This window comes from Anoxybacillus sp. EFIL, from assembly GCF_013096955.1.
Classification (GTDB): domain Bacteria; phylum Bacillota; class Bacilli; order Bacillales; family Anoxybacillaceae; genus Anoxybacillus; species Anoxybacillus ayderensis.
The window spans coordinates 36,225-57,857 of sequence record NZ_SDLH01000011.1 but is presented as its reverse complement, the minus strand read 5'-3'; the positions used below and the strand labels follow the sequence as shown (position 1 = coordinate 57,857).

Genomic DNA, 21,633 nt, shown 5'->3' with positions numbered 1-21,633 from the left:
CCGTCCGCCGCTAACGAATCAAAAGCAAGCTTTTGATTCGTCCGCTCGACTTGCATGTATTAGGCACGCCGCCAGCGTTCGTCCTGAGCCAGGATCAAACTCTCCATAGAAAAGTTATCCTTAGCTTTTGTACGCTTTTCGCTTCGTTCAGTTTTCAAGGAACATCAAAGCGGGTGATGGGAATCGAACCCACGACATCAGCTTGGAAGGCTGAGGTTTTACCACTAAACTACACCCGCATAATCATAATTATTAGCAAAATGGTCGGGAAGACAGGATTCGAACCTGCGACCCCATGGTCCCAAACCATGTGCTCTACCAAGCTGAGCTACTTCCCGTCTTCATTATAATAAAAACATGGCGCGCCCGAGAGGATTCGAACCCCTAACCTTCTGATCCGTAGTCAGATGCTCTATCCAATTGAGCTACGGGCGCATTTTTAACGACCTTTTCAATATATCATGTTTCATTAATCAAAGTCAAGCTTTTCTTGATGCGGCCGAGAGGACTTGAACCTCCACGGGGTTGCCCCCACTAGGCCCTCAACCTAGCGCGTCTGCCATTCCGCCACGACCGCATATGATAGAAACTGACCGACTGGTGCGGGTGGAGGGACTTGAACCCCCACGCCAAAGGCGCCAGATCCTAAGTCTGGTGCGTCTGCCAATTCCGCCACACCCGCATACATGGTGAGCCATGGAGGACTCGAACCTCCGACCCTCTGATTAAAAGTCAGATGCTCTACCTACTGAGCTAATGGCTCGTTTCAAAAAGAGTTTTTAAATAAGATTTTTGACGTCCCGCTCTCAGTATGCTTAATCAAGTAGCAGCTCGAGCGGTACGCTGTTGCTTTTTCAAAGAAGCTAAATCGATCGTGCTCTACCTACTGAGCTAATGGCTCGTCACATTAATGGCTGGGCTAGCTGGATTCGAACCAGCGCATCACGGAGTCAAAGTCCGTTGCCTTACCGCTTGGCTATAGCCCAACAAACACCCTTAAAAAGTTCAGTTCTTGAGTGGCGGTCCCGACGGGGATCGAACCCGCGATCTCCTGCGTGACAGGCAGGCATGTTAACCACTACACCACGGGACCAAAAGAGTGGAGGATGACGGGATCGAACCGCCGACCCCTTGCTTGTAAGGCAAGTGCTCTCCCAGCTGAGCTAATCCTCCGAAATAAAATGGAGTGGACAAAATGAGCACTCCAAAAGATGACCCGTACGGGATTCGAACCCGTGTTACCGCCGTGAAAGGGCGGTGTCTTAACCACTTGACCAACGGGCCATGTTTATTATTTTCGTGGCGGAGAAGGCGGGATTTGAACCCGCGCGCCGTAAAAGAACGACCTAACGGTTTAGCAAACCGTCCCCTTCAGCCACTTGGGTACTTCTCCAATGGCTCCGCAGGTAGGATTCGAACCTACGACCGCTCGGTTAACAGCCGAGTGCTCTACCACTGAGCTACTGCGGAATAACTTAATCATTAGGACTGTTTATATTATATTTACTCTTTTTTGATCTGTCAACTGTCTTTTTTATTTTGTTTCTTCGTCGAGTAACGACGGCTTTTATAATTTAGCATATAAGGATTTGGCTTGTCAACACTCTCTTTTTATTTTTTTCAATTTCCCTCGACAAAAACCACATACGTATCGAGTTGTATCTACTGCTTTTCTTCGCACGTACATATAACGACATGATGTGCATTCGTAATAATACGTTTTCCCTTTCTTCGGTAATACAATAGGTTTACAAAAGCGTGGCGCTTGCACTTTTTTCAATAGTTCCCGAAAGTCACGATCGCGATGGCGATACCCTTTTCCTTCAAGGTGCAAATGGTAATGGCATAACTCGTGTTTGATGATTTGAATAAATTCGTCTTCCCCGTATTGTTCGTAATATTTTCGATTTAGTTCAATATGATGCGTAGAAAGAATGTATCTTCCGCCAGTCGTTCTTAAACGATCGTTAAATATCGCTCGATGGCGAAATGGCTTATGAAATACATGTAATGATATGCGCTCAACAAGCGCTTGTAACTCGCGTTCATTCATTTTATTTCCGTCCTTTCACCATTGGGCTCTTTTACTCATAACATAATAAAAAACAATTTGAAGGTGATCATTATGCCGATGTGGCTAAAAAAGCAAATGCGACGTGCATATTATGAGAAAAATCGCGCTCAAATTAAGCTTCTCAATCAATGTTGGTTTTTTTATCGGAAAACACACTGTTCATGACAGTGTGTTTTCCGATGTTGGTGGAATCATTGTTAAAGCGATGCGCTCTTTTTGCAAATCGACCGAATCGACCCATACTTTAACAATATCTCCTACTGATACGACATCAAGTGGATGTTTCACATATCGATTGCTTAATTTCGAAATATGAACAAGCCCATCCTGCTTCACACCAATATCTACAAATACACCAAAATCGACAACGTTTCGTACCGTCCCCTCTAATTCCATTCCTTTTTTCAAGTCCTCCATTTTTAACACATGTTGCTTTAAGATTGGTTTAGGCAAATCATCACGAGGATCGCGCTCTGGACGCTTCAGCGCATCGATAATATCTTGAAGTGTCAGTATTCCGATATTAAGTTCTTGTGCTACTTCTTCGATGCTGATCGCTTCAAGCGCACTTCGCAACTGCTCGCTTCCAATCGCTTCTGTTGAAAAGCCAAGTCGATGCAACAATTGATGCACTTCTTCATATCGCTCGGGATGAATCGGCGTGCGGTCTAACGGCTCATCTCCGTCTAAAATACGCAAAAAACCGATACATTGTTCATACGTTTTAGCCCCAAGGCGCGGTATACATTTTAATTGCATGCGATTAGTAAACTTCCCATACTCTTCGCGATATTTGACTATATTTTCAGCCACAGTCTTCGTTAGACCAGATACATATTGCAATAACGTTGGGGAAGCGGTATTGACGTTTACACCCACTTGGTTCACGACTGTTTCAACAACAAACTGCAACGACTGTTCTAGCTTTTTTTGTGACACGTCATGTTGATATTGGCCGACCCCAACAGACTTTGGATCAATTTTTACTAATTCGGCAAGTGGATCTTGCACGCGCCGGGCAATCGAGACAGCGCTTCTCTCCTCGACTTGCAAATGCGGAAACTCTTTGCGTGCTAAATCTGATGCAGAATATACACTTGCCCCCGCTTCGTTGACAATCAAATAAAACACGTTTCCTTCCCACTCTGCAATTGTATCAGCGATAAACTGCTCCGTTTCTCGCGATGCCGTTCCGTTGCCGATGGCAATCAACTCCACTCGGTATGTATGAAGTAATTGCTTTAATTTTTCTTTTGATTTTTCCACCTCATTTTTCGGCGGATGTGGGTAAATGACATCAATATGAAGTACCTTTCCGGTTTCATCGACAACAGCTAACTTACATCCTGTACGATACGCTGGATCTACTCCTAAAACAACTTTCCCTTTTAATGGTGGTTGCAACAATAAATTGCGCAAGTTTTCAGCGAAAATGTGAATGGCCCGTTCTTCTGCGTGTTCTGTCAGCTCATTTCGCACATCTCGTTCAATGGATGGGGCAATTAAACGTTTATATGCATCTTCAATCGCTTCAGCTACAATGTCAACCGCCGGCGATTGCTCATTTGTTATGACTTTTTTACGAATGTACTCAATCATTCGGTTTCCATCTACGTCAATGGCAATGCGTAAAATTCCTTCTTTTTCACCACGATTCATCGCTAAAACACGATGAGCAGGTGCTTTGGCGATCGGTTCCTGATGATCGTAATACATTTCAAATACACGCTTTTCGTCTTTTTCTATTTCTTTTCCAAAAGAAACAATCGTACCCATTTGCCACGTTTGTTGACGAATCCATTGACGAAGCGCAGCGTCATCTGACACTTTTTCAGCGATAATATCTTTTGCACCTTGAATGACTTCTTCAACCGTATGTACTTCTTTTTGTGAATCAATAAACCTTTGTGCTCGTTCTATGATGGGTTCGCTCGGGAACGTCAACAACCATTCCGCAAAAGGTTCGAGCCCTTTTTCTTTGGCAATTGTTGCCTTTGTTCGCCGTTTTTGTTTATATGGGCGGTATAAATCTTCCACTTCTTGTAATTTCGTTGCTCTCGTAATCGCTTCTTTCAGTTCGTCCGTTAACTTTCCTTGCTCATCGATTAGACGAATGACTTCTTCTTTTCGCTTCGCTAAGTTTTGCAAGTAATTCCATTCATCTAAAATGGTTCGAATTTGTACTTCATCGAGCGCACCAGTCATTTCTTTTCGGTAACGAGCAATAAATGGAATTGTGTTTCCTTCCTCATGAAGTTGAATGACTTGTTGCACATGCACAAATGGAATGTTTAATTTCGTAGCCAATTGCTTTAATAGCTCCAAACAAAATTCCTCCCCTAAACAAAAATAGCTACACAACGTAGCTATTTTCCCAACATATTAAAAATCAATAAGACCAAGACTAATTTGCAACGCTTCATCTACTTTATCCATCATCTCGTCATCTAGATGGGTAATCTTATCTGTCAGACGTTGTTTATCAATCGTCCGAATTTGTTCAAGCAAAATGACAGAGTCCCGTTCAAATCCGTAGCGCTTTGCGTCGATTTCAACATGTGTAGGCAACTTCGCTTTTTGGATTTGCGCAGTAATGGCAGCAACAATGACGGTTGGACTGAAACGGTTCCCAATGTCATTTTGAATAACAAGCACAGGGCGCACGCCCCCTTGCTCTGATCCAACTACTGGAGAAAGATCGGCAAAATACACGTCACCACGTTTGACAATCAAAAGATTACCCCCCGCTAACTAAGCGTTCAACGGTGTGGTCAGCTTCATATTCCGCAAGAAAAGCTTCCGACGCAAGCGACAAATTAATTTTCGCCATCTCCATATACCCACGTCTCATCGCTTCTCGAATTTGACGTTTTTTCCGCTCACGAATGTACATCTTCATCGCTTGATAAATAAGTTCATTTCGGTTGCCATTTTCTTGCTTCACAATGCCATCTAATTCGCTCACTAACGCCTGCGGTAACCGAATAACAATTTCTGTTGTTGCGCTGGATTCAGACACAAACACACACCTCCAACTAAACTACAACCACATAGTCGCTCCCAATTTACATCATACCATTTCATCTTCATGATGCAAAGTCATTTCCAGCATCATTCGTCCATTTTTTGTAGAAATTTTTCGAAAACGATCGTTCTCGTTGCACCCATCTACTATAATACCGCATTTCTCACTTCAATTATACTCTTGTTTTTCAAAAAAATACGGGGGACACGATAACTAATTGTACAAGGAATTTCATAATTAATCGTATTTACATGTGCTGCAACATCATCAATGGAAATACGGTCCCCTTGTTGTTCACCAATAAGCGTTACTTTTGTACCAATTGGAAGTTCGTAAGGTAAACGAATCATCATTTGATCCATACAAATCCTCCCAACAATCGGAGCTCGTTTTCCATCAACAAGGACAGAAAAGTGCTGCATGCGACGCAACCAACCGTCTGCATAGCCAATCGGAACCGTACCAATCCATTCATCCGCTTCTGCGGCATATGTCGCCCCGTAACTAATTTTTTCCCCTGCCTTCACCTTTTTTACGTGCGTTAAACGGCTATGGAGCGAGAACGCTTCTTTTAACGGATACGGCAACAATGGTTTCATTTCTTGCGACGGTGCCAACCCATACATCGAGATGCCTAAGCGTACCGCATTAAATACTCGATCAGGATAACGCAGTCCCGCTGCACTATTGGCGCAATGAATGAGGGGAGGTTTCACAGGAAACCACTCTAGCATGTGCATAAATGTATCGTATTGAAACGAAAAATAATCAACATTTTGTTCATCGGCTGTTGCAAAGTGCGTATATACTCCTTCAATGACAAACGAGTCTTTTTGTTCAACTACGTTTACAATTTGTTGCACTTCTTCTTTCGTTTTAGCTCCTAACCGCCCCATCCCTGTATCCAATTTGATATGAACATTCAACGGTTGCTCATACGGTCCATACATGAATGCTTGCTCAAACCACTCGGCTCGAAAAACAGTTAATGCAATGTTTTGACTGGCAGCTAACGGTGCATATTGAGCGTTTGTCGCTCCAAGTACGAGAATCGGGACGTCTGAAGAAATTCCTTTTTTTCTCAGTGCTAGCGCCTCATCTAAAAAAGCGACTGCTAATCTCGTTGCCCCTGCTTCCAGCGCAGTTTTCGCTACTTGGATATCCCCATGCCCGTAAGCGTTTGCCTTTACCACAGCAATCACATCGACATGTGGACCGACATGCTGTTTCATCGATTGCACATTATAAAAAATCGCATCTAAATCAATTTCTGCCCATGTATCGCGATAAAATGCTTGCTCCATCCTTTCAAACCCCTTCAAAAATGTGTTCACGTTTGATTATTTCTTTTCCCCTTGCGCCATGTCAACAAAAAAATAAAGACCCGCCACGCGAGTCTTACTTCATCATCTTTCCTTGTACGGAACGAGCAATCGCAACCATTTCATCTCTCGTTAAGTCTTGGGAAGCGAGAATAAAATCAACTCCTTTATACGTCCACGTCAACGTTCCGTTTGTCATTGCTCCAACCGCAAATCCTAAATCAATTGGCTCGCCTTTAACGGTTGTCGATACGTTCGCTGTTGGTACAGCATGCGCCTTTTCTTGTACAAGCGTAAACGACTTTTCTCCGGCAAATGTCATGACGATTCGCTTGCCGTTCGCTGTTGTAAATTCTTTTTCCTCAACAAGCTTCACCCCATCGAGCTCATACGTCGGATACATGACGGGCACCGCTTGTTGATTCGCTTCTGTCGTCGCTTCTTGCTCATTTTCTAACTTCGCTCTCGTCATGTTTTTACTGACATCAAAAGCATTATCATCAAATGCGGCGTTCCATTCTACTTTTGAAAACTCAACAGTTAACATCGGTTGCGAGTCAATATCCATAACGGTCACTTTCACTGGAGTTAAATCTTTTTTGTTTAATGTAATTTCTTGTTTTGGCAACATTTTTTTGTTTTCGTAATTTGTCTTCGTTTGGAACACGTAATGGTTTTTTGTCGCTTTAAAATCTGCTTTCGAATCAGCTAAAATGTCTTTTACGAGCGATTCATACAAGTATACTTGACTTGTGTTTTGCGGCCAGTCGCTTTGAAAGCGAAAACTTTTATTTAACGCAGGCGTTAATACAAATACTCCTTCATCGTTACGCAAAATCATTTGATGTTGGTCACGCTGGGCATTTTTTAAGTTCACTCGGTAGTAATTTGGCGACTTATGCCAAATTTCAATTTCATACACTTGTGGCTCTGTTCCTGTTTGAAGCGTCATTTTTGCTTCTGCTTTGTACCCAGACATCGTTTGCACTTTTTCATCGAGCGCTTTTAATACATCTTGTTGCGACTTTTCTCCGCAAGCGGCCAAACTGCCTACAATGAAAAGAAGCAGGCACCAAAAAAGCAATGTTCGTCTCATTTTTTCAACCCCTTTACCTCATTTGGACTTCCTTCATAAGCCATCATATGAGGTCAAGCGGGAGAATATGCAGACTAGCTTGACAAGCGTTCAATGATTACTTGAGCAACAGCATAATGTTCGCTATGTGAAATGGAGACGTGCACACGTTCAGTCAATGCTGGGGAAACGATATATGGTTTACCGTTTTCATCATTTTGAATTTCAATATCGTGAAATGAAACATGTGTGCCAATCCCCGTCCCAACCGCTTTCGCATACGCTTCTTTTGCCGCGAAGCGCCCAGCCATAAACTCAACTTTTCGTTTTGGCGATAATTGTTGAAAACGAATGCGCTCATTATGTGTTAAAATGCGGTCAATAAATTTCGGTTGTTGTTCGATCAACTGAGCAATACGACTTAATTCCACAATGTCAATTCCAATACCAACAATCATCCATATCCCTCCAATAAAGAAAAAGAAGCTATCTACGAAGACAGCTCCTATCGTTTCGCACGCGTTTCATTGCGGCGTTGACGCGTCTGCACTTGTCGCTTTTTCTCTTTTTTCATCACCGGTGGCTCTTCTGTCAACTGCACTGGCGTCATATCAGGCTCTTTCGTTAACATTTTAATACATGCGGCAACAAGTGAAACGGAGTCGTGCTCTTCTAACAATTCTTCTGCTGCACGTTTGTAAAACGATAAGTTGTTATGCTCAATTGTCGCAAGCAGTTTTTCGATCGCTGCTCGTTGTTGACCTTCAAGCGCCTCATCTAACGTTGGCGGTTTCATGCGCTCCATTTTCCGCTTCGTCGTCTTCTCGATATGATGTAACTGTCCGATTTCACGAGGTGTAACAAACGTAATCGCCATTCCCGTTTTACCTGCACGTCCTGTTCGACCGATTCGGTGAACATAGCTTTCTGGGTCTTGTGGAATATCGAAATTATATACATGCGTCACACCAGAAATATCCAAACCGCGTGCAGCGACATCCGTTGCAACTAAAATATCAATCGAACCTTCTTTAAACTTGCGCAGCACGGATAAACGCTTCGCCTGGCTTAAATCACCGTGAATCCCTTCAGCCGTATAGCCGCGCAAATTGAGCGCTTCTGCTAGCTCATCAACACGGCGCTTCGTCCTTCCGAAAACGATCGCTAACTCAGGCGATTGAATATCTAATAAACGCGTTAACGTGTCAAACTTTTTCTTTTCTTGAATTTCAATATAATATTGTTCAATGTTCGGAACAGTCATTTCTTTCGCTTTGACACGAACGAGCTCCGGATTGACCATAAAACGTTCGGCGATGCGGCGGATCGGCTCTGGCATCGTCGCTGAAAAAAGAAGCGTCTGACGCTCTGTCGGCACGTGGCTTAAAATCGCCTCAATGTCTTCCACAAACCCCATGTTCAACATTTCATCCGCTTCGTCTAACACAACCGTATGCACGTTTTGTAAACGGAGCGTACGACGCTGAATATGATCAAGAATGCGCCCTGGTGTACCGACAATAATGTGCGGGTGTTTTTTTAACGCCCGAATTTGTCGCTCAATGTCTTGCCCACCGTAAATCGGCAGAACACGCACACGCTTTGTTGAACCGATTTTATATAACTCTTCGGACACTTGAATGGCTAATTCTCTCGTTGGCGCAACAACGATCGCTTGCACGGCATCGTTGTTCATATCAATTTTCTCAACAAGCGGAATGCCGAATGCTGCCGTTTTTCCTGTTCCTGTTTGCGCTTGGCCAATGACGTCACGATTTTGTAGACTAAGCGGAATCGTAGCCGCCTGAATCGGTGTTGCCTCTTCAAATCCCATTTTACTAACTGCTTTCATTACTTCTGAACTTAAATCAAATTCTTTAAATGTAACCAATGTTTTCATACTCCTTCTTCAAATAACTTACGAAAAAAGGCATTCCCGTATAGACGGAAGTGCCTTGTTGAAATTCATTCCGTAAATAGCTCTTGTTCATCATACCATTTTATGCATATGTTTTCAACAAATTGAACGTCTCTTTTTACTCATTTAACAAAGAAATGATTTCCTCTAACTTCATGCCGCGAGATGCTTTTAATAAAATAACATCGCCCGCTCCCATCATCGCTTGTACATCTGTGGCTAATTTCGCCTTATCTGTATACGAGCGAACATGTCCTTCGCTAAACCGTTTGCTTGCCCGCTCAGCGATCGCTTTCGCACGCTCTCCGTACGTTAATACGTAATCTATTTTTTGTGGGTCGATCATTTCGCCAATTTGTTCGTGAAAAGCGATTTCTTGCTCACCTAATTCAAGCATATCGCCGACAATCGCTATTTTCTTACGATATCCTGTCAATTGTCCGAGCAACTGAAGGGCAGCTCGCATCGACGTCGGGCTCGCGTTATATGCATCGTTAATGATCGTCACTCCGTCATGACGTTTAATGACTTCTGTGCGCATTTTTGTAACAGATAAACGCGAAAATCCTTTTTTCATATCGGACACATCAACAGAAGCGAAACGAGCGACTGCCATGGCCGCAAGGGCGTTCATCACATGGTGACGGCCAAGAAGCGGCATATGAAACGTTTCATTTGGCCAACAATTTACCTCAAACACCGTTCCATCCGCTTGAACATGAATATCAAGCGGATAATAATCGTTTGTCGTCTCCATCCCAAACGTTTGAACATGCGAAAGATTAGCGTTTTCCACACGCGTTTGCAACAACGGTTCATCCCCGTGATAAATAAACAGTCCGTCACGCTTTAATCCTTTTACAATTTCAAACTTCGCTGTTGCAATTCCTTCACGCGAACCGAGCTCTTGTAAATGTGATTCACCAATATTTGTAATAATCGCAACATCTGGTTCAGCTAGGGTAGAGAGTAATTCAATTTCTCCAAAGCCGCTCATGCCCATTTCAACGACCGCATATTCTGTTTCTTCTTTGAGGCGGAGAAGCGTTAGCGGCACACCGATATGATTATTTAAATTCCCTTCTGTTTTTTGCACACGATATACTGTCCCAAGCAATGAGGCAATCATATCTTTTGTCGTCGTCTTTCCATTGCTCCCTGTCACCCCGATGACGCGCGCACGAAGTTGTTTTCGATACGCATGGGCTAGCTGTTGCAATGCAACGAGCGAATCATCAACAAAAATGAGCGGCACATCTTTCGGTGCATTTGGCTCATGTTTGCTCCATAATGCAGCTGTTGCCCCTTTTTCAAACGCCTGCATGACGAATTGATGGCCGTTAAATGTCGCTCCTTTTAGCGGAACGTATAAATTTCCTTGCTCAATTGTGCGCGTATCTGTCGACACACCGTGAATGACAACGGCAGAAAAACGCTCATCAATCGTACTGCCTGGAATCATTGTTTGAATGTCAGCTAATGAACGTGTAATCATATTATCACCTTAAAACACATACGTAATGTTTTGTTTTTCTTCATATCGCTCAATCGCTAGTTGAATGAGACGTTCAATTAACTCCTCATACGATACGTCGGTATGTTTCCATAAAAGCGGAAACATGCTAAACGGCGTGAAGCCCGGCATCGTATTGACTTCGTTAATATACGCCTCCCCATCTGCCGTCAAGAAAAAGTCGGCGCGGACTAATCCAGCTAAATCGAGCACTTTAAAAGCGGTAAGTGCCATTTGTTTTATCGTTTCGTATTCTTTATCTGTAATGTTCGCTGGAATAACTAATTCTGTATTTCCATCGACATATTTTGCTTCGTAATCGTAAAATTCTTTTTTCGGCACAATTTCCCCAACAACAGAGCAAATTGGCTCATCGTTTCCGATCACCCCAATTTCTACTTCACGGCCAACAATCGCTTCTTCGACGATGACTTTTCGATCGTAACGAAACGCCTCTTGGAATGCCACTTGTAGCTGCTCACGGTTTTTACATTTACTTATTCCTACGCTCGAACCAGCATTGGCTGGTTTGACAAAACACGGATAGCCAAGCTCACGTTCTACTGTTTCATATACAGTCTCTTTATATTTTTCCCATTCTTTTTTCAAGAAAAAGACGTAACGCGCCTGTTTTAATCCCGCTTGTGCGAACAGTTGCTTCATAACAACTTTATCCATACCGACAGCTGATGCTAGCACACCGTTCCCAACATACGGCACGTTTAATAATTCTAACATTCCTTGCACCGTTCCATCTTCTCCGTTCGGCCCGTGTAAAAGAGGAAAAATGACATCAATGCGCTCCTCATTTTTTTCCGAACGATTCGCAATAGACGCAAGTGCTGGCAAACCTTGCTGAAACGCAAGCTGCTTCACATCTTGCACTTCCCCTTCAATCGCTTCCCCACGCAACCATTCTCCATCGGTTGTAATATAAATGGGTACGACACGAAACTTTTCTTTATTTATCGCATTGATAACCGAACGCGCCGTTTGCAATGATACTTTATGTTCAGGCGATTTGCCGCCATATAATACACCTAACGTCATTTTCATGTTCGTTCCTCCTCGACTGTTCATTCACTTCATTTATTGTAGCACAACTACTTTTTTATTTATATGGTGAAACGAGCCTAGATGGTGACAATGCATATCATTTCCCTGTTTGGAAACGATAAAAATACAACAAGGGAAAAGGTGTGTGTTTATGAATACGATACAAATGTTATTCGTTTTAATGTTATCGATCGGTCTTATGAATCATGTCATCATCATTCCTGTTTTACTTGAAATTGCTGGACGAGATGCGTGGATCTCGACCATTATCGGGCTTATATTGCTTGTCATGTTTCTTCCTCTCATTTATTTTCCTATAAAACAATCACAACAAACGCACATCTTTCAATGGCTAAAAGAAAATATCGGTGCTCCAATAGCCTATTTTATCGCTTCTGTCACATGTTTATATTTACTCATCATTAGCATTGTGACATTAAAAGATACGACAACGTTTACAACGACATCATATTTAACGGCAACACCGAACTGGGCGATAGTTGTTACACTTTGTATCATCTGCTTTTATAATGCTTCCATCGGCTTGCCATCGATCGCTAAAACGTCAGGTATTATTTTACCTTTCGTCGTATTGTTCGGCATATTTGTCGCTTTAGCGACGATCCCACATAAAAATTATGAACTGTTAAAGCCGATGCTCGAAAATGGCTGGATGCCCGTTTGGAAGGGAGTGATGTACGTCGCTGCCGGATATGGTGAAATTGTTCTTTTACTATTTATGCAACAACAAATGAAAACGAACATTTCTTTTATGAAGCTCGTTTTATTCGGGCTTGTAGCCGCCAGTTTATCGATCGGTCCAACAATTGGAGCCATTACAGAGTTTGGACCAGCAGAAGCTAGTCATTTACGCTACCCTGCCTTTGAGCAATGGCGAATGGTGAATTTAGGGACGTATTTAGAGCATTTTGATTTTTTATCGGTGTATCAATGGATAGCAGGGGCGTTTATTCGCATTTCGCTTGCGACAGCGCTCATTCCAGAGTTATTTGACATAACAAATAAAGCCTCGCGGCGATGGATTTTAATATTTGTATACGTCGTCATTTTCTTCGCTGCAATGACACCGATGAGTGATTATACGTTTTTTCATATGTTAAAAAAATGGATACTGCCGATTTCATTTTTCTTCATTTGTTTTCTTTCAACATCATTATTTGTCCTCGCGTTAGCGATACGTATAAAAGAAAGGAGAGCGTCCGCATGACCGCTGAAATCATTGTCGATGAGCGAACGTTAAAAGAACATTTTGCGCAATGTAAAGATGTTGTCATTATGCCAGCTACCATTTATTCAGAAGAACGAAAGCCACTCTCGCTTATTTTCATTTATTGTGAAGAATTATGTGACACGAAGTTACTCAAACAATTTATTTTCCCAACAATTACACGCATGGGACAACGATATCCGCTATATTCAGTAACGGACATTGAGAAATATAAACAAATGCCGCTTCATTTAATCGGAAAATCGGTCTCTGCCCAGCAGCTTGATTTTATCGTTTTTAATGGGGATTTAGTCATTTACTTTGTAGAAGCGGAAGCGATGTATTCCATTTCGCTTGCGAATCCACCGAATCGCAATCCAGAAGAACCGAACACCGAAGTATCCATTCGCGGACCGAAAGACGGGTTTATTGAAGAAGTGGCGAAAAACGTCGCGCTCATCCGAAAGCGGCTAAAAACGAGCAGCTTGCATGTTGAACAAGTATTAATTGGTAAGAGAAGTCGGACGAAAGTTGATATTTTATATATTAAAGACATTATTAATCAAGAAACGGTTGTTGAATTAAAGCGTCGCTTAAGCACAATTAACATTGATGCCTTAACAGGAACAAACCAATTAGAAGAATTGTTAAGCGAAAAATATTTTTCTTTATTTCCCGTTTTCGCTTACTCTGGACGCCCTGATTTTGTCGTCAACGCACTACTGAGCGGACGATTCGCTGTCTTTGTTGATGGATCACCAACTGCCTTAATTGGGCCGTCAAATTTAACTTTTCTATTAAATACATCTGAAGACAATAGCACATCGTTTGTGTTCGTGTCATTTCAACGCCTTATTCGACTAATCGGAGTAAGCATCGCTGTGTTTCTGCCGGGGCTTTGGGTAGCCATTATAACATACCATCAAGATCAACTACCGTTTACGTTATTAGCTACGATCGTTCTCGCTAGGCAAGGGGTTCCGCTCCCTGCTCCTTTAGAAGCGTTTATTATGATCAGTCTATTTGAAATTTTTAAAGAAGCAGGCATGCGGCTTCCGATCGCGATTGGACAAACGTTATCGGTCGTCGGTGGTCTTATTATCGGTCAGGCCGCCATTAACGCCGGACTGGCAGCGCCCGGAACACTTGTTGCCATGGCAACATCTGTTGTCGCAACATTTACACTTGTGAATCAATCGCTTGCTGGGACGGTGTCCATTTTACGTTTTATCGTCCTTGCCGCTTCTTCTATGCTCGGGCTTTTCGGTTTTATTGCATCGATGTTTTTTCTTTTAGTTTATACTGTAAACTTAACATCGTTTGGTGTCCCGTATTTGGCACCGATTTCTCCAGTAACAGGAGATATATGGAAAGTGATTATTACGAGCGGATGGAAGAAGTTTAAAATTCGCCCGAAAATGTTAAAAACGAACGATAATACACCGGGTGACGAATCATGACTCGCGCGCTTATTTGTTGTTTTTTTTGTTTCCTTTTAACCGGCTGCTGGGGGATGAAAGAAATTGATCATCTTGCTTATATTCATGCGATCGGCGTGGACTACAAAGACGGACAAGTAATCGCCTACGCCCAACTTATTAGTTTTACAGGGCTTGCGAAAGCAGAAGCAGGCGGCGGAAGACAAAAATCAACGGTTACCGTTGGAAAAGCAAAGGGGGAAACGTTTAACGTTGCGACAGATCGGCTATATTATGCGATTCAACAACGTGTATCATGGGGACATGTGAAAGGAATCGTTTTTACAGAACGGGCGCTCAAAAAAGGGCTTGTGCGCAATGTCATTGATGTACTTGATCGTTACAACGAAATTCGTCATACGATCTGGGCATTTACAACTAAGGAATCGATTGAACATATTTTTGAAACAACACCATTTCTAGATTATTCACCATATTTTTCTTTGCTCGCTAATCCGACAGACATTTACGAACAAAGTTCTTTTATTCAACCGAAGCGACTGAATCAACTCATTGCCGCTTCCAACGAAAAAGCGGTCACCTTTCCACTCCCTTCTCTTGCGGTGGAAACGAAAAGTTGGACGGAAAATAAAAAAAAGAAACAGATGTTAAAAATAGACGGTGTTTGTTTTCTACATCGCTATGATAAACAAGCATGCCTTCCGCGTCATAAACTAGATGGCTTGCGCTGGGTAACAAAAGGCACAGGACGAACGCCCATTTATATTCAACCAAACGGCAACATGATTGGTACGCTCGTCGTGCGCGCACCGAAAGCAAGCATATCGTACAAAATAAAAGACGGTCACCCTGTATTTACCGTTGATATACAAGCAACGGGGAGCATCATTGAACTTCGCGAACAAATGTCTGAGAAACAAATTATTGAGTACGCAACAAAAACAGTCGAGAAAGAAATAAAAAGCTTATTCCAGCACGGAGTAAAAGAAGGTGTCGATACACTTCAATTATCGAACGCATTGTACCGTCAAAACGTCAATGACTGGCGCAAATATACGACAAACGGATTCGTTTCGCTCACAAATGATACACTAGAAAAAATCAATGTCAAATTAAGCATTGACACATACGGAAAATCAAAAAAATAAAAGCGATGAGCAAATTTCATCGCTTTTTCATTGCATATATATTCGTTTCAATCCATTCAGCAAGCGCTTCTTGCGCTGTTTTTTCACGTCCGAGCCAATAGCTCTCGATCCGCTCTTCTAATTCATTCATTTCCTCATCATTCGTTAATATACGCATCAATTGTTGGTCATAAGGCTCATTGTCCCGAAGAAGATAAATAAGTCCTTTTTTTCTTAAATAATGCAAATTTATTTGTTCTTGTCCTGGCAAATACGAAAGTGTAAAAGCAGGCAGTTTTTTTGCGAGCACTTCACTCATCGTGACACCACCCGGCTTTGTCACAACCGCATCAACTTCATCGTACAATTCGTTCATTTTTGCTCGATCCGAGATGTATCGGAACGGACGGATACGCGGGTCGTTCCAACTTTTTAATTCTTCATATAAATTTTCATTTTTACCACATAAAACAGAATACGTTAACTGTGAATGGTTAGCGTTTTTTAAAAATTGTTTCATCTTCCCTAGTCCTTGATTGCCGCCAGCCACTAAAATATGTTTATTCATCCGTCGCTTTATTTTTTGCGCAGGTACGATATGTTCATGGATCGGAATGCCTGTCACAATGACGCGATGACGCTCGATACGAAACCTCGTACATAGCGACCGCTTCGCTTCCTCATGCGGAACGAAGTGATAATCAATCGCTGTTTTTCCCCAAATGCCGCTTAAAAAAAAGTCTGTATATACGTTTATAACAGGCACTGTTACAGCGCCTTTTTGTTTCAATCGCTGCAACACGTGCGAAGGAAACGAATGCGTACATATGACGAGATCTGGTTTTTTCTCTTGAAGGAGACGTTTCATCTTCTTTTCAAAATAAAGCAACCACGGTTCCATCGCTGGTTGTTCAAATTTTTTCATCCATCGTTGGTACATCCACTCATATGAGTGCGGTGATAACGAAATCCAGCGAAGATAAAAGTCCGCTACTCGCCTTTCCATTTGTTCATTACAATAACTTAAGAAATCAAGTTTTTCGCAAGAAACGTTAGGAAAACGATGTTGCAATGAATATATGAGCGCATCGGCCACCTGATGATGGCCAGATGACATTTGAAACAAAGGTAGTACGAGAATGTTCATCATTATGCGAACTCCCTTTAATTTGTTTTTCTTCTTTTCACATATAGCCCAATGAAAAATAAACTAAAAAATACAATCGTTATCCACGGTAATAAGTAAAGAGGAATATGTATACGCTCCCCAAGAAACTTCCCGACAAATATAAATAAACTAATCCAAAACGCTGATCCAATAAACGACAAAAAAAGAAACGGGAGAAATGGAACGCGAACAACCCCAGCCATGTATGGAGATAACTGACGAACACCTGGAATAAAATAACCAAATGTAATAATCCAAGGAGCTCGTTTTCGAAAGTGACGATAAACATACCGATAACGCCGACGATGAAAACCAATATAATGTCCATATTTAAATAACAGCGCTGAACCAAACGTATAGCCAGCCATATAGGCAACAACCATCCCAACTGTCGCCCCGGAAATCGCGAAAAATAAGCTTTTAAATAAATGCAATTGATCGTGTGAAATAAATATGCCGACGAAAAACAAAAGTGATTCTTCAGGTGCGGGAATACCGACAATACCGAAAAATAACGAGAGAAATAATACAATATAACCGTGGGATTGAATATACATTAAAATGTTGTTCGCTTCCATTTCCTCATTCCCCTTTATTGCTCGTTCACTTTTACCCATTGAACAGAACAATGTTGCAGTAATTGCTCTAATGCTCGTAACATGTTCGCTGGCGCATGTTCGTCAGCCCCAATGGTCGAACCGCTATCATGCAATACGATGATCGCCCCATCTTTTATACTGCTCATTAACCGCTCATAAAGGCGATCCACACCTAATGAAGTTCTCCAATCACCAAGAATATATGTCCACATGACGATTTTATACTTTTTTTGCATCAACACCGTCCATATGTTTAAATGTCCCCATGGCGGACGATAGTATACCGGACGAACGCCTGTCATGTGCTCAATGACACGTGCTGATCGTTCAAGCTCCCATTCCGTCACAAGCGGCGGAAGAAACCAGTTGCTCGTATGGTAATAATGGTGCAAACCGATCGTATGCCCTTCCTCATGCATTCTTTGAATAAGATGTGGGTATTTTTTCGCCTTCCAGCCGACAACGAAAAACGTTGCTTTTACATTGTATGTTTTTAATAAATCAAGCAACTGAGGCGTGTAAAGTGGATCTGGACCATCATCAAACGTTAATGCTACGCCTTTTTTCACTCTCTTTTGTACACGAAATGAGGAAATACGGACAATCGACGTTGGGAATATGCTATAAATGAAAAATAGTGCGATAAGCCATATGTAAATCAAACGTCAAATCCCCTTTCTCGATTATACAAAAAGATACAGGAAATATGGAACAAAGAGCGTTTTTTAAAAAAACAAATTCATCTTTCTTTTCATCGACAACATGTGCAAATTGTTGTCGATTTCCGGGGAAATTTCCCGAAAAAAAAGGCGATGTTACAACACATCGCCTCCATTGTACCATATGTCTTGACAACTACACAGGGTAAACCCCATGTTTTCGTTCAGAAAATACCACATATTTCGACATATATGCATCTAATCGCCGAATGAGTTCAGAACGTAACTCATTTGGCGCAATAATGCCATCGACAACCATTTCAGAAGCAAGTCGGTAAATATCGATGTCTTTTCGATATTCTTCACGTTTTTGCTCAATAAAAGCGGCTCGCTCTTCTTCTGGCAGTTCAGCAATTTTATTCGCATATACCGCGTTTACCGCTGCTTCTGGTCCCATGACAGCAATTTGTGCATGCGGGAAAGCTAAGCAGCAATCCGGTTCAAAAGCTGGTCCTGCCATAGCGTATAATCCTGCTCCGTATGCTTTTCGTACAATGATTGAAATTTTCGGCACAGTTGCTTCTGACATCGCTGAAATCATTTTTGCACCATGACGAATGATCCCTGCTCGTTCCACTTTCGTTCCGATCATAAAACCAGGGATGTCTGCTAAAAAGATGAGCGGAATATGGAATGCATCGCACAGTGTAATAAATTTCGCGGCTTTATCGGCTGAGTCGTGAAACAACACGCCGCCCTTCATGCGCGGTTGATTAGCGATAATCCCAACCGGTTGGCCGTTAATGCGTGCAAGACCTGTAATGAGTTCAGGTGCAAACAGCTTTTTGATTTCGCAAAACGATCCTTCATCGATCACACGGTCGATTAAATCGTACATATTGAACGGGGCATTTTGATTTTTCGGAATGAGTTCTTCAATCGTTTGGTCAAACGCCTTTGGCTCTCTCGGTTCCGCCACCGGCGGTTTTTCACTAAAATTAGCTGGAAAGTACGACAAATATTTACGCGCAAAGGCGATCGCTTCTTCTTCCGTTTTTACGAGCACATCACCGCAACCCGAAACAGAACAATGCATGCGAGCGCCACCCATCTCCTCAAGTGTCACTTTTTCACCGATAACCATTTCCGCCATGCGCGGTGAACCGAGATACATCGAAGCGTTTCCTTCGACCATAATAACGATATCACAAAACGCAGGGATGTACGCCCCACCTGCAGCTGACGGTCCGAACAATAAGCAAATTTGCGGCACTTTTCCAGACAATTTCACTTGATTGTAAAAAATACGTCCGGCTCCCCGTCGTCCTGGGAACATTTCAATTTGATCCGTGATGCGCGCACCAGCGGAATCGACTAAATATAAAATCGGGCATCGTAGTTTGTCAGCCGTTTCTTGAATGCGAATAATTTTTTCTACTGTTCTTGCCCCCCACGAACCTGCCTTGACGGTCGAATCATTTGCCATAACGCATACCGTTTGTCCGTTAATTTTCCCGACTCCTGTCACGACACCATCTGCCGGCAGTCCGTCCGCTAAACAGTTGGCGAAAAATGCATCTTCAAATTGTAGCCCTTCATCAAATAACAGTTTCAAGCGATCGCGCACAAACAATTTCCCTTGCTCAGCGTTTTTTTCGTGATATTTGCGCGCGCCCCCTTGTTCAATTTGTTTTCGTTTTTGTTGTAGCTGTTCAACAAGCGATAATTGTTCGTTTGAAATCATGTCCTTTACTCCCCTTTGTACACCGGTTTTCGTTTTTCTTTGAATGCTCGTAATCCTTCTAATCGGTCGTTTGTATGAATCGTTCGCTCATACGCCATTTGTTCAATGACAAGCCCTGTATGCATATCGACTTGCACCCCATGGTTTATTGCTGCTTTCGCTTGAGCAACGGCAATCGGAGCGTTATTCGAGATCGCTGTCGCGATCGTAAACGCCTCATCTAACAATTGTTCAGCAGAAACGACGCGCTCGACTAAACCAATCCGCTCTGCTTCTTGCGCCGAAATGCGCCTTGCTGTATAAATCATCTCTTTTGCGCGCCCGATCCCAATAAGCCGTGGAAGGCGTTGCGTCCCTCCTGCACCAGGAATGATGCCAAGCGCTGTCTCTGTCAGTCCCATCGTGGCATGCTCAGCAGCGATGCGAATATCACATGCAAGCGCCAATTCAAGTCCACCGCCAAAAGCTCCACCGTTCAGGGCACAAATAACAGGTTGAGGCAACTGTTCAAACCCATTGATCGTTTCTCGAATGAGCGCAACCGTTTGACGCACTTGTGTTTCATTCATTTTTGCCCGCTCTTTTAAATCTGCCCCTGCACAAAATGTTTTTTGCCCCGCACCTGTGACAATGACTGCCCGCACGTTTCGATTTAACTTCAGTTCCGCTTGAATGCGCTGCAGTTCGTTTAACATTTTTAATGAAAGAGCGTTCGCTGCATCCGGTCGATTTAACGTGACAACTGCCACCCCTGCATCAATTGTGGAATAAAGAACAGCTTCCATCATCATCTATTCCCCCTTACAACGTTTAGGTGATGACTCATAAGCGGACGGCCAATTTTCTCTTCTATCCATCGTGCTGCTTCTGTTAAAGGTTCCAACTGGACACCGCATTCGATCCCCATTTGTGTAAGCATATATACTAAATCGTCTGTCGCTAAATTCCCAGATGCCCCTGGAGCATACGGACAACCGCCTAACCCACCGAGTGAACTATCAAAAATGGTTATGCCCATTTGCAGCGATGCAAACACGTTTGCAAGCGCCATACCGCGCGTATTATGAAAATGGAGTGCCATCTTCTCAGCTGAAAACCGCTTCAATAGCTGTTCTAATGTTTGTTGGACTTGGACGGGATTCGCGACACCGATCGTATCACCGAGCGACAGTTCATCAATCCCAAGCTCAAACAATCGTTCAGAAACAGAGATGACGCGTTCAATACTGATTTTTCCTTCGTACGGACAGCCGAACACAGTTGATACGTAACCGCGAACCGTTTTGTTTGCTCGCTTCGCTTCGTCAATCACTTCTTTTAACACCGGGTACGTTTCTTCGATTGACTTATTAATATTTTTTCGATTATGTGTTTCGCTTGCCGACATAAATACAGCGACTTCATCCATATTCGCTGCTAGCGCACCTTCTAATCCTTTTTTGTTTGGCACAAGCGCAGCATATGTCACTCCTTCTACTCGCTCAATGCGAGAAGCAACTTCATACGCATCGGCAAGCTGCGGAATCCATTTCGGATGGACAAACGACGTCACTTCTATATATGTCAGCCCTGTTTTCGAAAGTTGATTAATCCATGCAATTTTATCCTCCGTTTGAATAAATGTCGGCTCATTTTGTAACCCGTCACGCGGTCCGACTTCTTTTACTGTTACGCGCATACATGCCC

20 protein-coding genes, 12 tRNA genes and 1 rRNA gene are annotated in these 21,633 nt (G+C 42.7%); 4 read left to right on the top strand and 29 right to left on the bottom strand.

What is annotated here, in order from left to right; all coding sequences use genetic code 11:
* From ES017_RS13890 to ES017_RS13825, 14 genes are all read right to left on the bottom strand, one after another.
* Positions 1 to 110: ribosomal RNA gene (locus ES017_RS13890) — 16S ribosomal RNA — on the bottom strand; the annotation flags it as partial.
* 58 nt (positions 111 to 168) lie between these two features.
* Positions 169 to 239: transfer RNA gene (locus tag ES017_RS13885), tRNA-Gly, on the bottom strand.
* Between the two features lie 22 nt (positions 240 to 261).
* Positions 262 to 338, bottom strand: a tRNA-Pro gene (locus ES017_RS13880).
* Between the two features lie 20 nt (positions 339 to 358).
* A tRNA-Arg gene (locus ES017_RS13875) sits at positions 359 to 435 on the bottom strand.
* A 59-nt stretch (positions 436 to 494) separates the two neighbouring features.
* Positions 495 to 577 (bottom strand) — tRNA-Leu (locus ES017_RS13870).
* Positions 578 to 598: 21 nt separating this feature from the next.
* Positions 599 to 682 (bottom strand) — tRNA-Leu (locus ES017_RS13865).
* A 5-nt stretch (positions 683 to 687) separates the two neighbouring features.
* Positions 688 to 763, bottom strand: a tRNA-Lys gene (locus ES017_RS13860).
* Between the two features lie 148 nt (positions 764 to 911).
* Positions 912 to 986: transfer RNA gene (locus ES017_RS13855), tRNA-Gln, on the bottom strand.
* Positions 987 to 1,017: 31 nt separating this feature from the next.
* Positions 1,018 to 1,093 (bottom strand) — tRNA-Asp (locus ES017_RS13850).
* Between the two features lie 7 nt (positions 1,094 to 1,100).
* Positions 1,101 to 1,173 (bottom strand) — tRNA-Val (locus ES017_RS13845).
* 39 nt (positions 1,174 to 1,212) lie between these two features.
* Positions 1,213 to 1,284, bottom strand: a tRNA-Glu gene (locus ES017_RS13840).
* Between the two features lie 16 nt (positions 1,285 to 1,300).
* Positions 1,301 to 1,393: transfer RNA gene (locus ES017_RS13835), tRNA-Ser, on the bottom strand.
* A 2-nt stretch (positions 1,394 to 1,395) separates the two neighbouring features.
* Positions 1,396 to 1,470, bottom strand: a tRNA-Asn gene (locus ES017_RS13830).
* Between the two features lie 127 nt (positions 1,471 to 1,597).
* Positions 1,598 to 2,053 (bottom strand): SprT family protein, encoded by a 456-nt coding sequence (locus tag ES017_RS13825; RefSeq protein WP_171335226.1) that lies wholly within the window; start codon positions 2,051 to 2,053, stop codon positions 1,598 to 1,600.
* 72 nt (positions 2,054 to 2,125) lie between these two features.
* On the opposite strand from ES017_RS13825, the gene cmpA reads away from it, so the two are divergent.
* Positions 2,126 to 2,239 carry a cortex morphogenetic protein CmpA gene (cmpA, locus tag ES017_RS13820; RefSeq protein ID WP_171335225.1) on the top strand — a complete coding sequence of 38 codons (114 nt, stop codon included), beginning with the start codon at positions 2,126 to 2,128 and terminating at the stop codon, positions 2,237 to 2,239.
* Here cmpA and ES017_RS13815 read toward each other — a convergent pair.
* The 9 genes from ES017_RS13815 to ES017_RS13775 form a co-directional block, all read right to left on the bottom strand.
* Positions 2,234 to 4,399 (bottom strand): Tex family protein, encoded by a 2,166-nt coding sequence (locus ES017_RS13815; protein ID WP_246349065.1) that lies wholly within the window; start codon positions 4,397 to 4,399, stop codon positions 2,234 to 2,236. The two genes, cmpA and ES017_RS13815, sit on opposite strands and share 6 nt — an antisense overlap.
* Positions 4,400 to 4,456: 57 nt before the next feature.
* Positions 4,457 to 4,807, bottom strand: a complete 351-nt coding sequence (ndoA, locus tag ES017_RS13810; protein ID WP_003253417.1) for a type II toxin-antitoxin system endoribonuclease NdoA — start codon at positions 4,805 to 4,807, stop codon at positions 4,457 to 4,459.
* A gap of 4 nt (positions 4,808 to 4,811) precedes the next feature.
* Positions 4,812 to 5,093 carry a CopG family ribbon-helix-helix protein gene (locus ES017_RS13805; protein ID WP_055441975.1) on the bottom strand — a complete coding sequence of 94 codons (282 nt, stop codon included), beginning with the start codon at positions 5,091 to 5,093 and terminating at the stop codon, positions 4,812 to 4,814.
* Positions 5,094 to 5,245: 152 nt separating this feature from the next.
* Positions 5,246 to 6,403, bottom strand: coding sequence for an alanine racemase (gene alr, locus ES017_RS13800; protein WP_171335223.1), 1,158 nt, complete (start codon positions 6,401 to 6,403; stop codon positions 5,246 to 5,248).
* A gap of 94 nt (positions 6,404 to 6,497) precedes the next feature.
* Positions 6,498 to 7,517: a LolA family protein gene (locus tag ES017_RS13795; RefSeq protein ID WP_021095828.1), complete on the bottom strand. Its 1,020-nt coding sequence runs from the start codon at positions 7,515 to 7,517 to the stop codon at positions 6,498 to 6,500.
* A 74-nt stretch (positions 7,518 to 7,591) separates the two neighbouring features.
* Complete coding sequence (acpS, locus tag ES017_RS13790) at positions 7,592 to 7,954, bottom strand: holo-ACP synthase (protein WP_021095829.1); 363 nt, start codon at positions 7,952 to 7,954, stop codon at positions 7,592 to 7,594.
* Positions 7,955 to 8,001: 47 nt separating this feature from the next.
* Positions 8,002 to 9,387 (bottom strand): degradosome RNA helicase CshA, encoded by a 1,386-nt coding sequence (gene cshA / locus ES017_RS13785; protein WP_305793275.1) that lies wholly within the window; start codon positions 9,385 to 9,387, stop codon positions 8,002 to 8,004.
* Positions 9,388 to 9,532: 145 nt separating this feature from the next.
* Positions 9,533 to 10,909 (bottom strand): UDP-N-acetylmuramoyl-tripeptide--D-alanyl-D-alanine ligase, encoded by a 1,377-nt coding sequence (locus ES017_RS13780; protein WP_042536274.1) that lies wholly within the window; start codon positions 10,907 to 10,909, stop codon positions 9,533 to 9,535.
* A 9-nt stretch (positions 10,910 to 10,918) separates the two neighbouring features.
* Positions 10,919 to 11,983 (bottom strand): D-alanine--D-alanine ligase, encoded by a 1,065-nt coding sequence (locus ES017_RS13775; protein ID WP_021095832.1) that lies wholly within the window; start codon positions 11,981 to 11,983, stop codon positions 10,919 to 10,921.
* Positions 11,984 to 12,134: 151 nt separating this feature from the next.
* Between ES017_RS13775 and ES017_RS13770 the strand changes: the two genes are divergently transcribed.
* The 3 genes from ES017_RS13770 to ES017_RS13760 are packed head-to-tail and all read left to right on the top strand — an operon-like array spanning position 12,135 to position 15,798.
* Positions 12,135 to 13,211, top strand: coding sequence for a GerAB/ArcD/ProY family transporter (locus ES017_RS13770; protein WP_021095833.1), 1,077 nt, complete (start codon positions 12,135 to 12,137; stop codon positions 13,209 to 13,211).
* A complete protein-coding gene (locus tag ES017_RS13765) occupies positions 13,208 to 14,671 on the top strand; it encodes a spore germination protein (protein WP_021095834.1) in 1,464 nt (487 codons plus the stop codon). The genes ES017_RS13770 and ES017_RS13765 overlap by 4 nt, the downstream gene beginning before the upstream one ends.
* Positions 14,668 to 15,798 (top strand): Ger(x)C family spore germination protein, encoded by a 1,131-nt coding sequence (locus ES017_RS13760; protein ID WP_021095835.1) that lies wholly within the window; start codon positions 14,668 to 14,670, stop codon positions 15,796 to 15,798. Before ES017_RS13765 ends, ES017_RS13760 begins: the two co-directional genes overlap by 4 nt.
* A 16-nt stretch (positions 15,799 to 15,814) precedes the next feature.
* On the opposite strand, the gene ES017_RS13755 is transcribed toward ES017_RS13760, so the two are convergent.
* The 6 genes from ES017_RS13755 to ES017_RS13730 form a co-directional block, all read right to left on the bottom strand.
* On the bottom strand, positions 15,815 to 16,927 hold the full coding sequence (locus ES017_RS13755; RefSeq protein ID WP_021095836.1) for a UDP-N-acetylglucosamine--LPS N-acetylglucosamine transferase: 1,113 nt from the start codon (positions 16,925 to 16,927) through the stop codon (positions 15,815 to 15,817).
* A 14-nt stretch (positions 16,928 to 16,941) separates the two neighbouring features.
* Positions 16,942 to 17,523, bottom strand: coding sequence for a DedA family protein (locus ES017_RS13750; protein WP_021095837.1), 582 nt, complete (start codon positions 17,521 to 17,523; stop codon positions 16,942 to 16,944).
* 14 nt (positions 17,524 to 17,537) lie between these two features.
* Positions 17,538 to 18,206 (bottom strand): polysaccharide deacetylase family protein, encoded by a 669-nt coding sequence (locus tag ES017_RS13745; RefSeq protein WP_171335221.1) that lies wholly within the window; start codon positions 18,204 to 18,206, stop codon positions 17,538 to 17,540.
* A 193-nt stretch (positions 18,207 to 18,399) separates the two neighbouring features.
* Positions 18,400 to 19,947 carry an acyl-CoA carboxylase subunit beta gene (locus ES017_RS13740; RefSeq protein ID WP_021095839.1) on the bottom strand — a complete coding sequence of 516 codons (1,548 nt, stop codon included), beginning with the start codon at positions 19,945 to 19,947 and terminating at the stop codon, positions 18,400 to 18,402.
* Between the two features lie 5 nt (positions 19,948 to 19,952).
* A complete protein-coding gene (locus ES017_RS13735) occupies positions 19,953 to 20,735 on the bottom strand; it encodes an enoyl-CoA hydratase (RefSeq protein ID WP_035063618.1) in 783 nt (260 codons plus the stop codon).
* Positions 20,735 to 21,625, bottom strand: coding sequence for a hydroxymethylglutaryl-CoA lyase (locus ES017_RS13730; protein ID WP_021095841.1), 891 nt, complete (start codon positions 21,623 to 21,625; stop codon positions 20,735 to 20,737). The genes ES017_RS13735 and ES017_RS13730 overlap by 1 nt, the downstream gene beginning before the upstream one ends.
* Positions 21,626 to 21,633 lie beyond the last annotated feature (8 nt).

Coding starts and splice junctions, on each gene's coding strand:
- ES017_RS13760 (WP_021095835.1), top strand. CDS start 14,668: ATGACTCGCGCGCTTATTTGTTGTTTTTTTTGTTTCCTTTTAACCGGC.
- cmpA (WP_171335225.1), top strand. CDS start 2,126: ATGCCGATGTGGCTAAAAAAGCAAATGCGACGTGCATATTATGAGAAA.
- ES017_RS13770 (WP_021095833.1), top strand. CDS start 12,135: ATGAATACGATACAAATGTTATTCGTTTTAATGTTATCGATCGGTCTT.
- ES017_RS13735 (WP_035063618.1), bottom strand. CDS start 20,735: ATGATGGAAGCTGTTCTTTATTCCACAATTGATGCAGGGGTGGCAGTT.
- ES017_RS13755 (WP_021095836.1), bottom strand. CDS start 16,927: ATGATGAACATTCTCGTACTACCTTTGTTTCAAATGTCATCTGGCCAT.
- alr (WP_171335223.1), bottom strand. CDS start 6,403: ATGGAGCAAGCATTTTATCGCGATACATGGGCAGAAATTGATTTAGAT.
- acpS (WP_021095829.1), bottom strand. CDS start 7,954: ATGATTGTTGGTATTGGAATTGACATTGTGGAATTAAGTCGTATTGCT.
- ES017_RS13780 (WP_042536274.1), bottom strand. CDS start 10,909: ATGATTACACGTTCATTAGCTGACATTCAAACAATGATTCCAGGCAGT.
- ES017_RS13765 (WP_021095834.1), top strand. CDS start 13,208: ATGACCGCTGAAATCATTGTCGATGAGCGAACGTTAAAAGAACATTTT.
- ES017_RS13730 (WP_021095841.1), bottom strand. CDS start 21,625: ATGCGCGTAACAGTAAAAGAAGTCGGACCGCGTGACGGGTTACAAAAT.
- ES017_RS13825 (WP_171335226.1), bottom strand. CDS start 2,053: ATGAATGAACGCGAGTTACAAGCGCTTGTTGAGCGCATATCATTACAT.
- ES017_RS13740 (WP_021095839.1), bottom strand. CDS start 19,947: ATGATTTCAAACGAACAATTATCGCTTGTTGAACAGCTACAACAAAAA.
- ES017_RS13750 (WP_021095837.1), bottom strand. CDS start 17,523: ATGGAAGCGAACAACATTTTAATGTATATTCAATCCCACGGTTATATT.
- ES017_RS13775 (WP_021095832.1), bottom strand. CDS start 11,983: ATGAAAATGACGTTAGGTGTATTATATGGCGGCAAATCGCCTGAACAT.
- ES017_RS13795 (WP_021095828.1), bottom strand. CDS start 7,517: ATGAGACGAACATTGCTTTTTTGGTGCCTGCTTCTTTTCATTGTAGGC.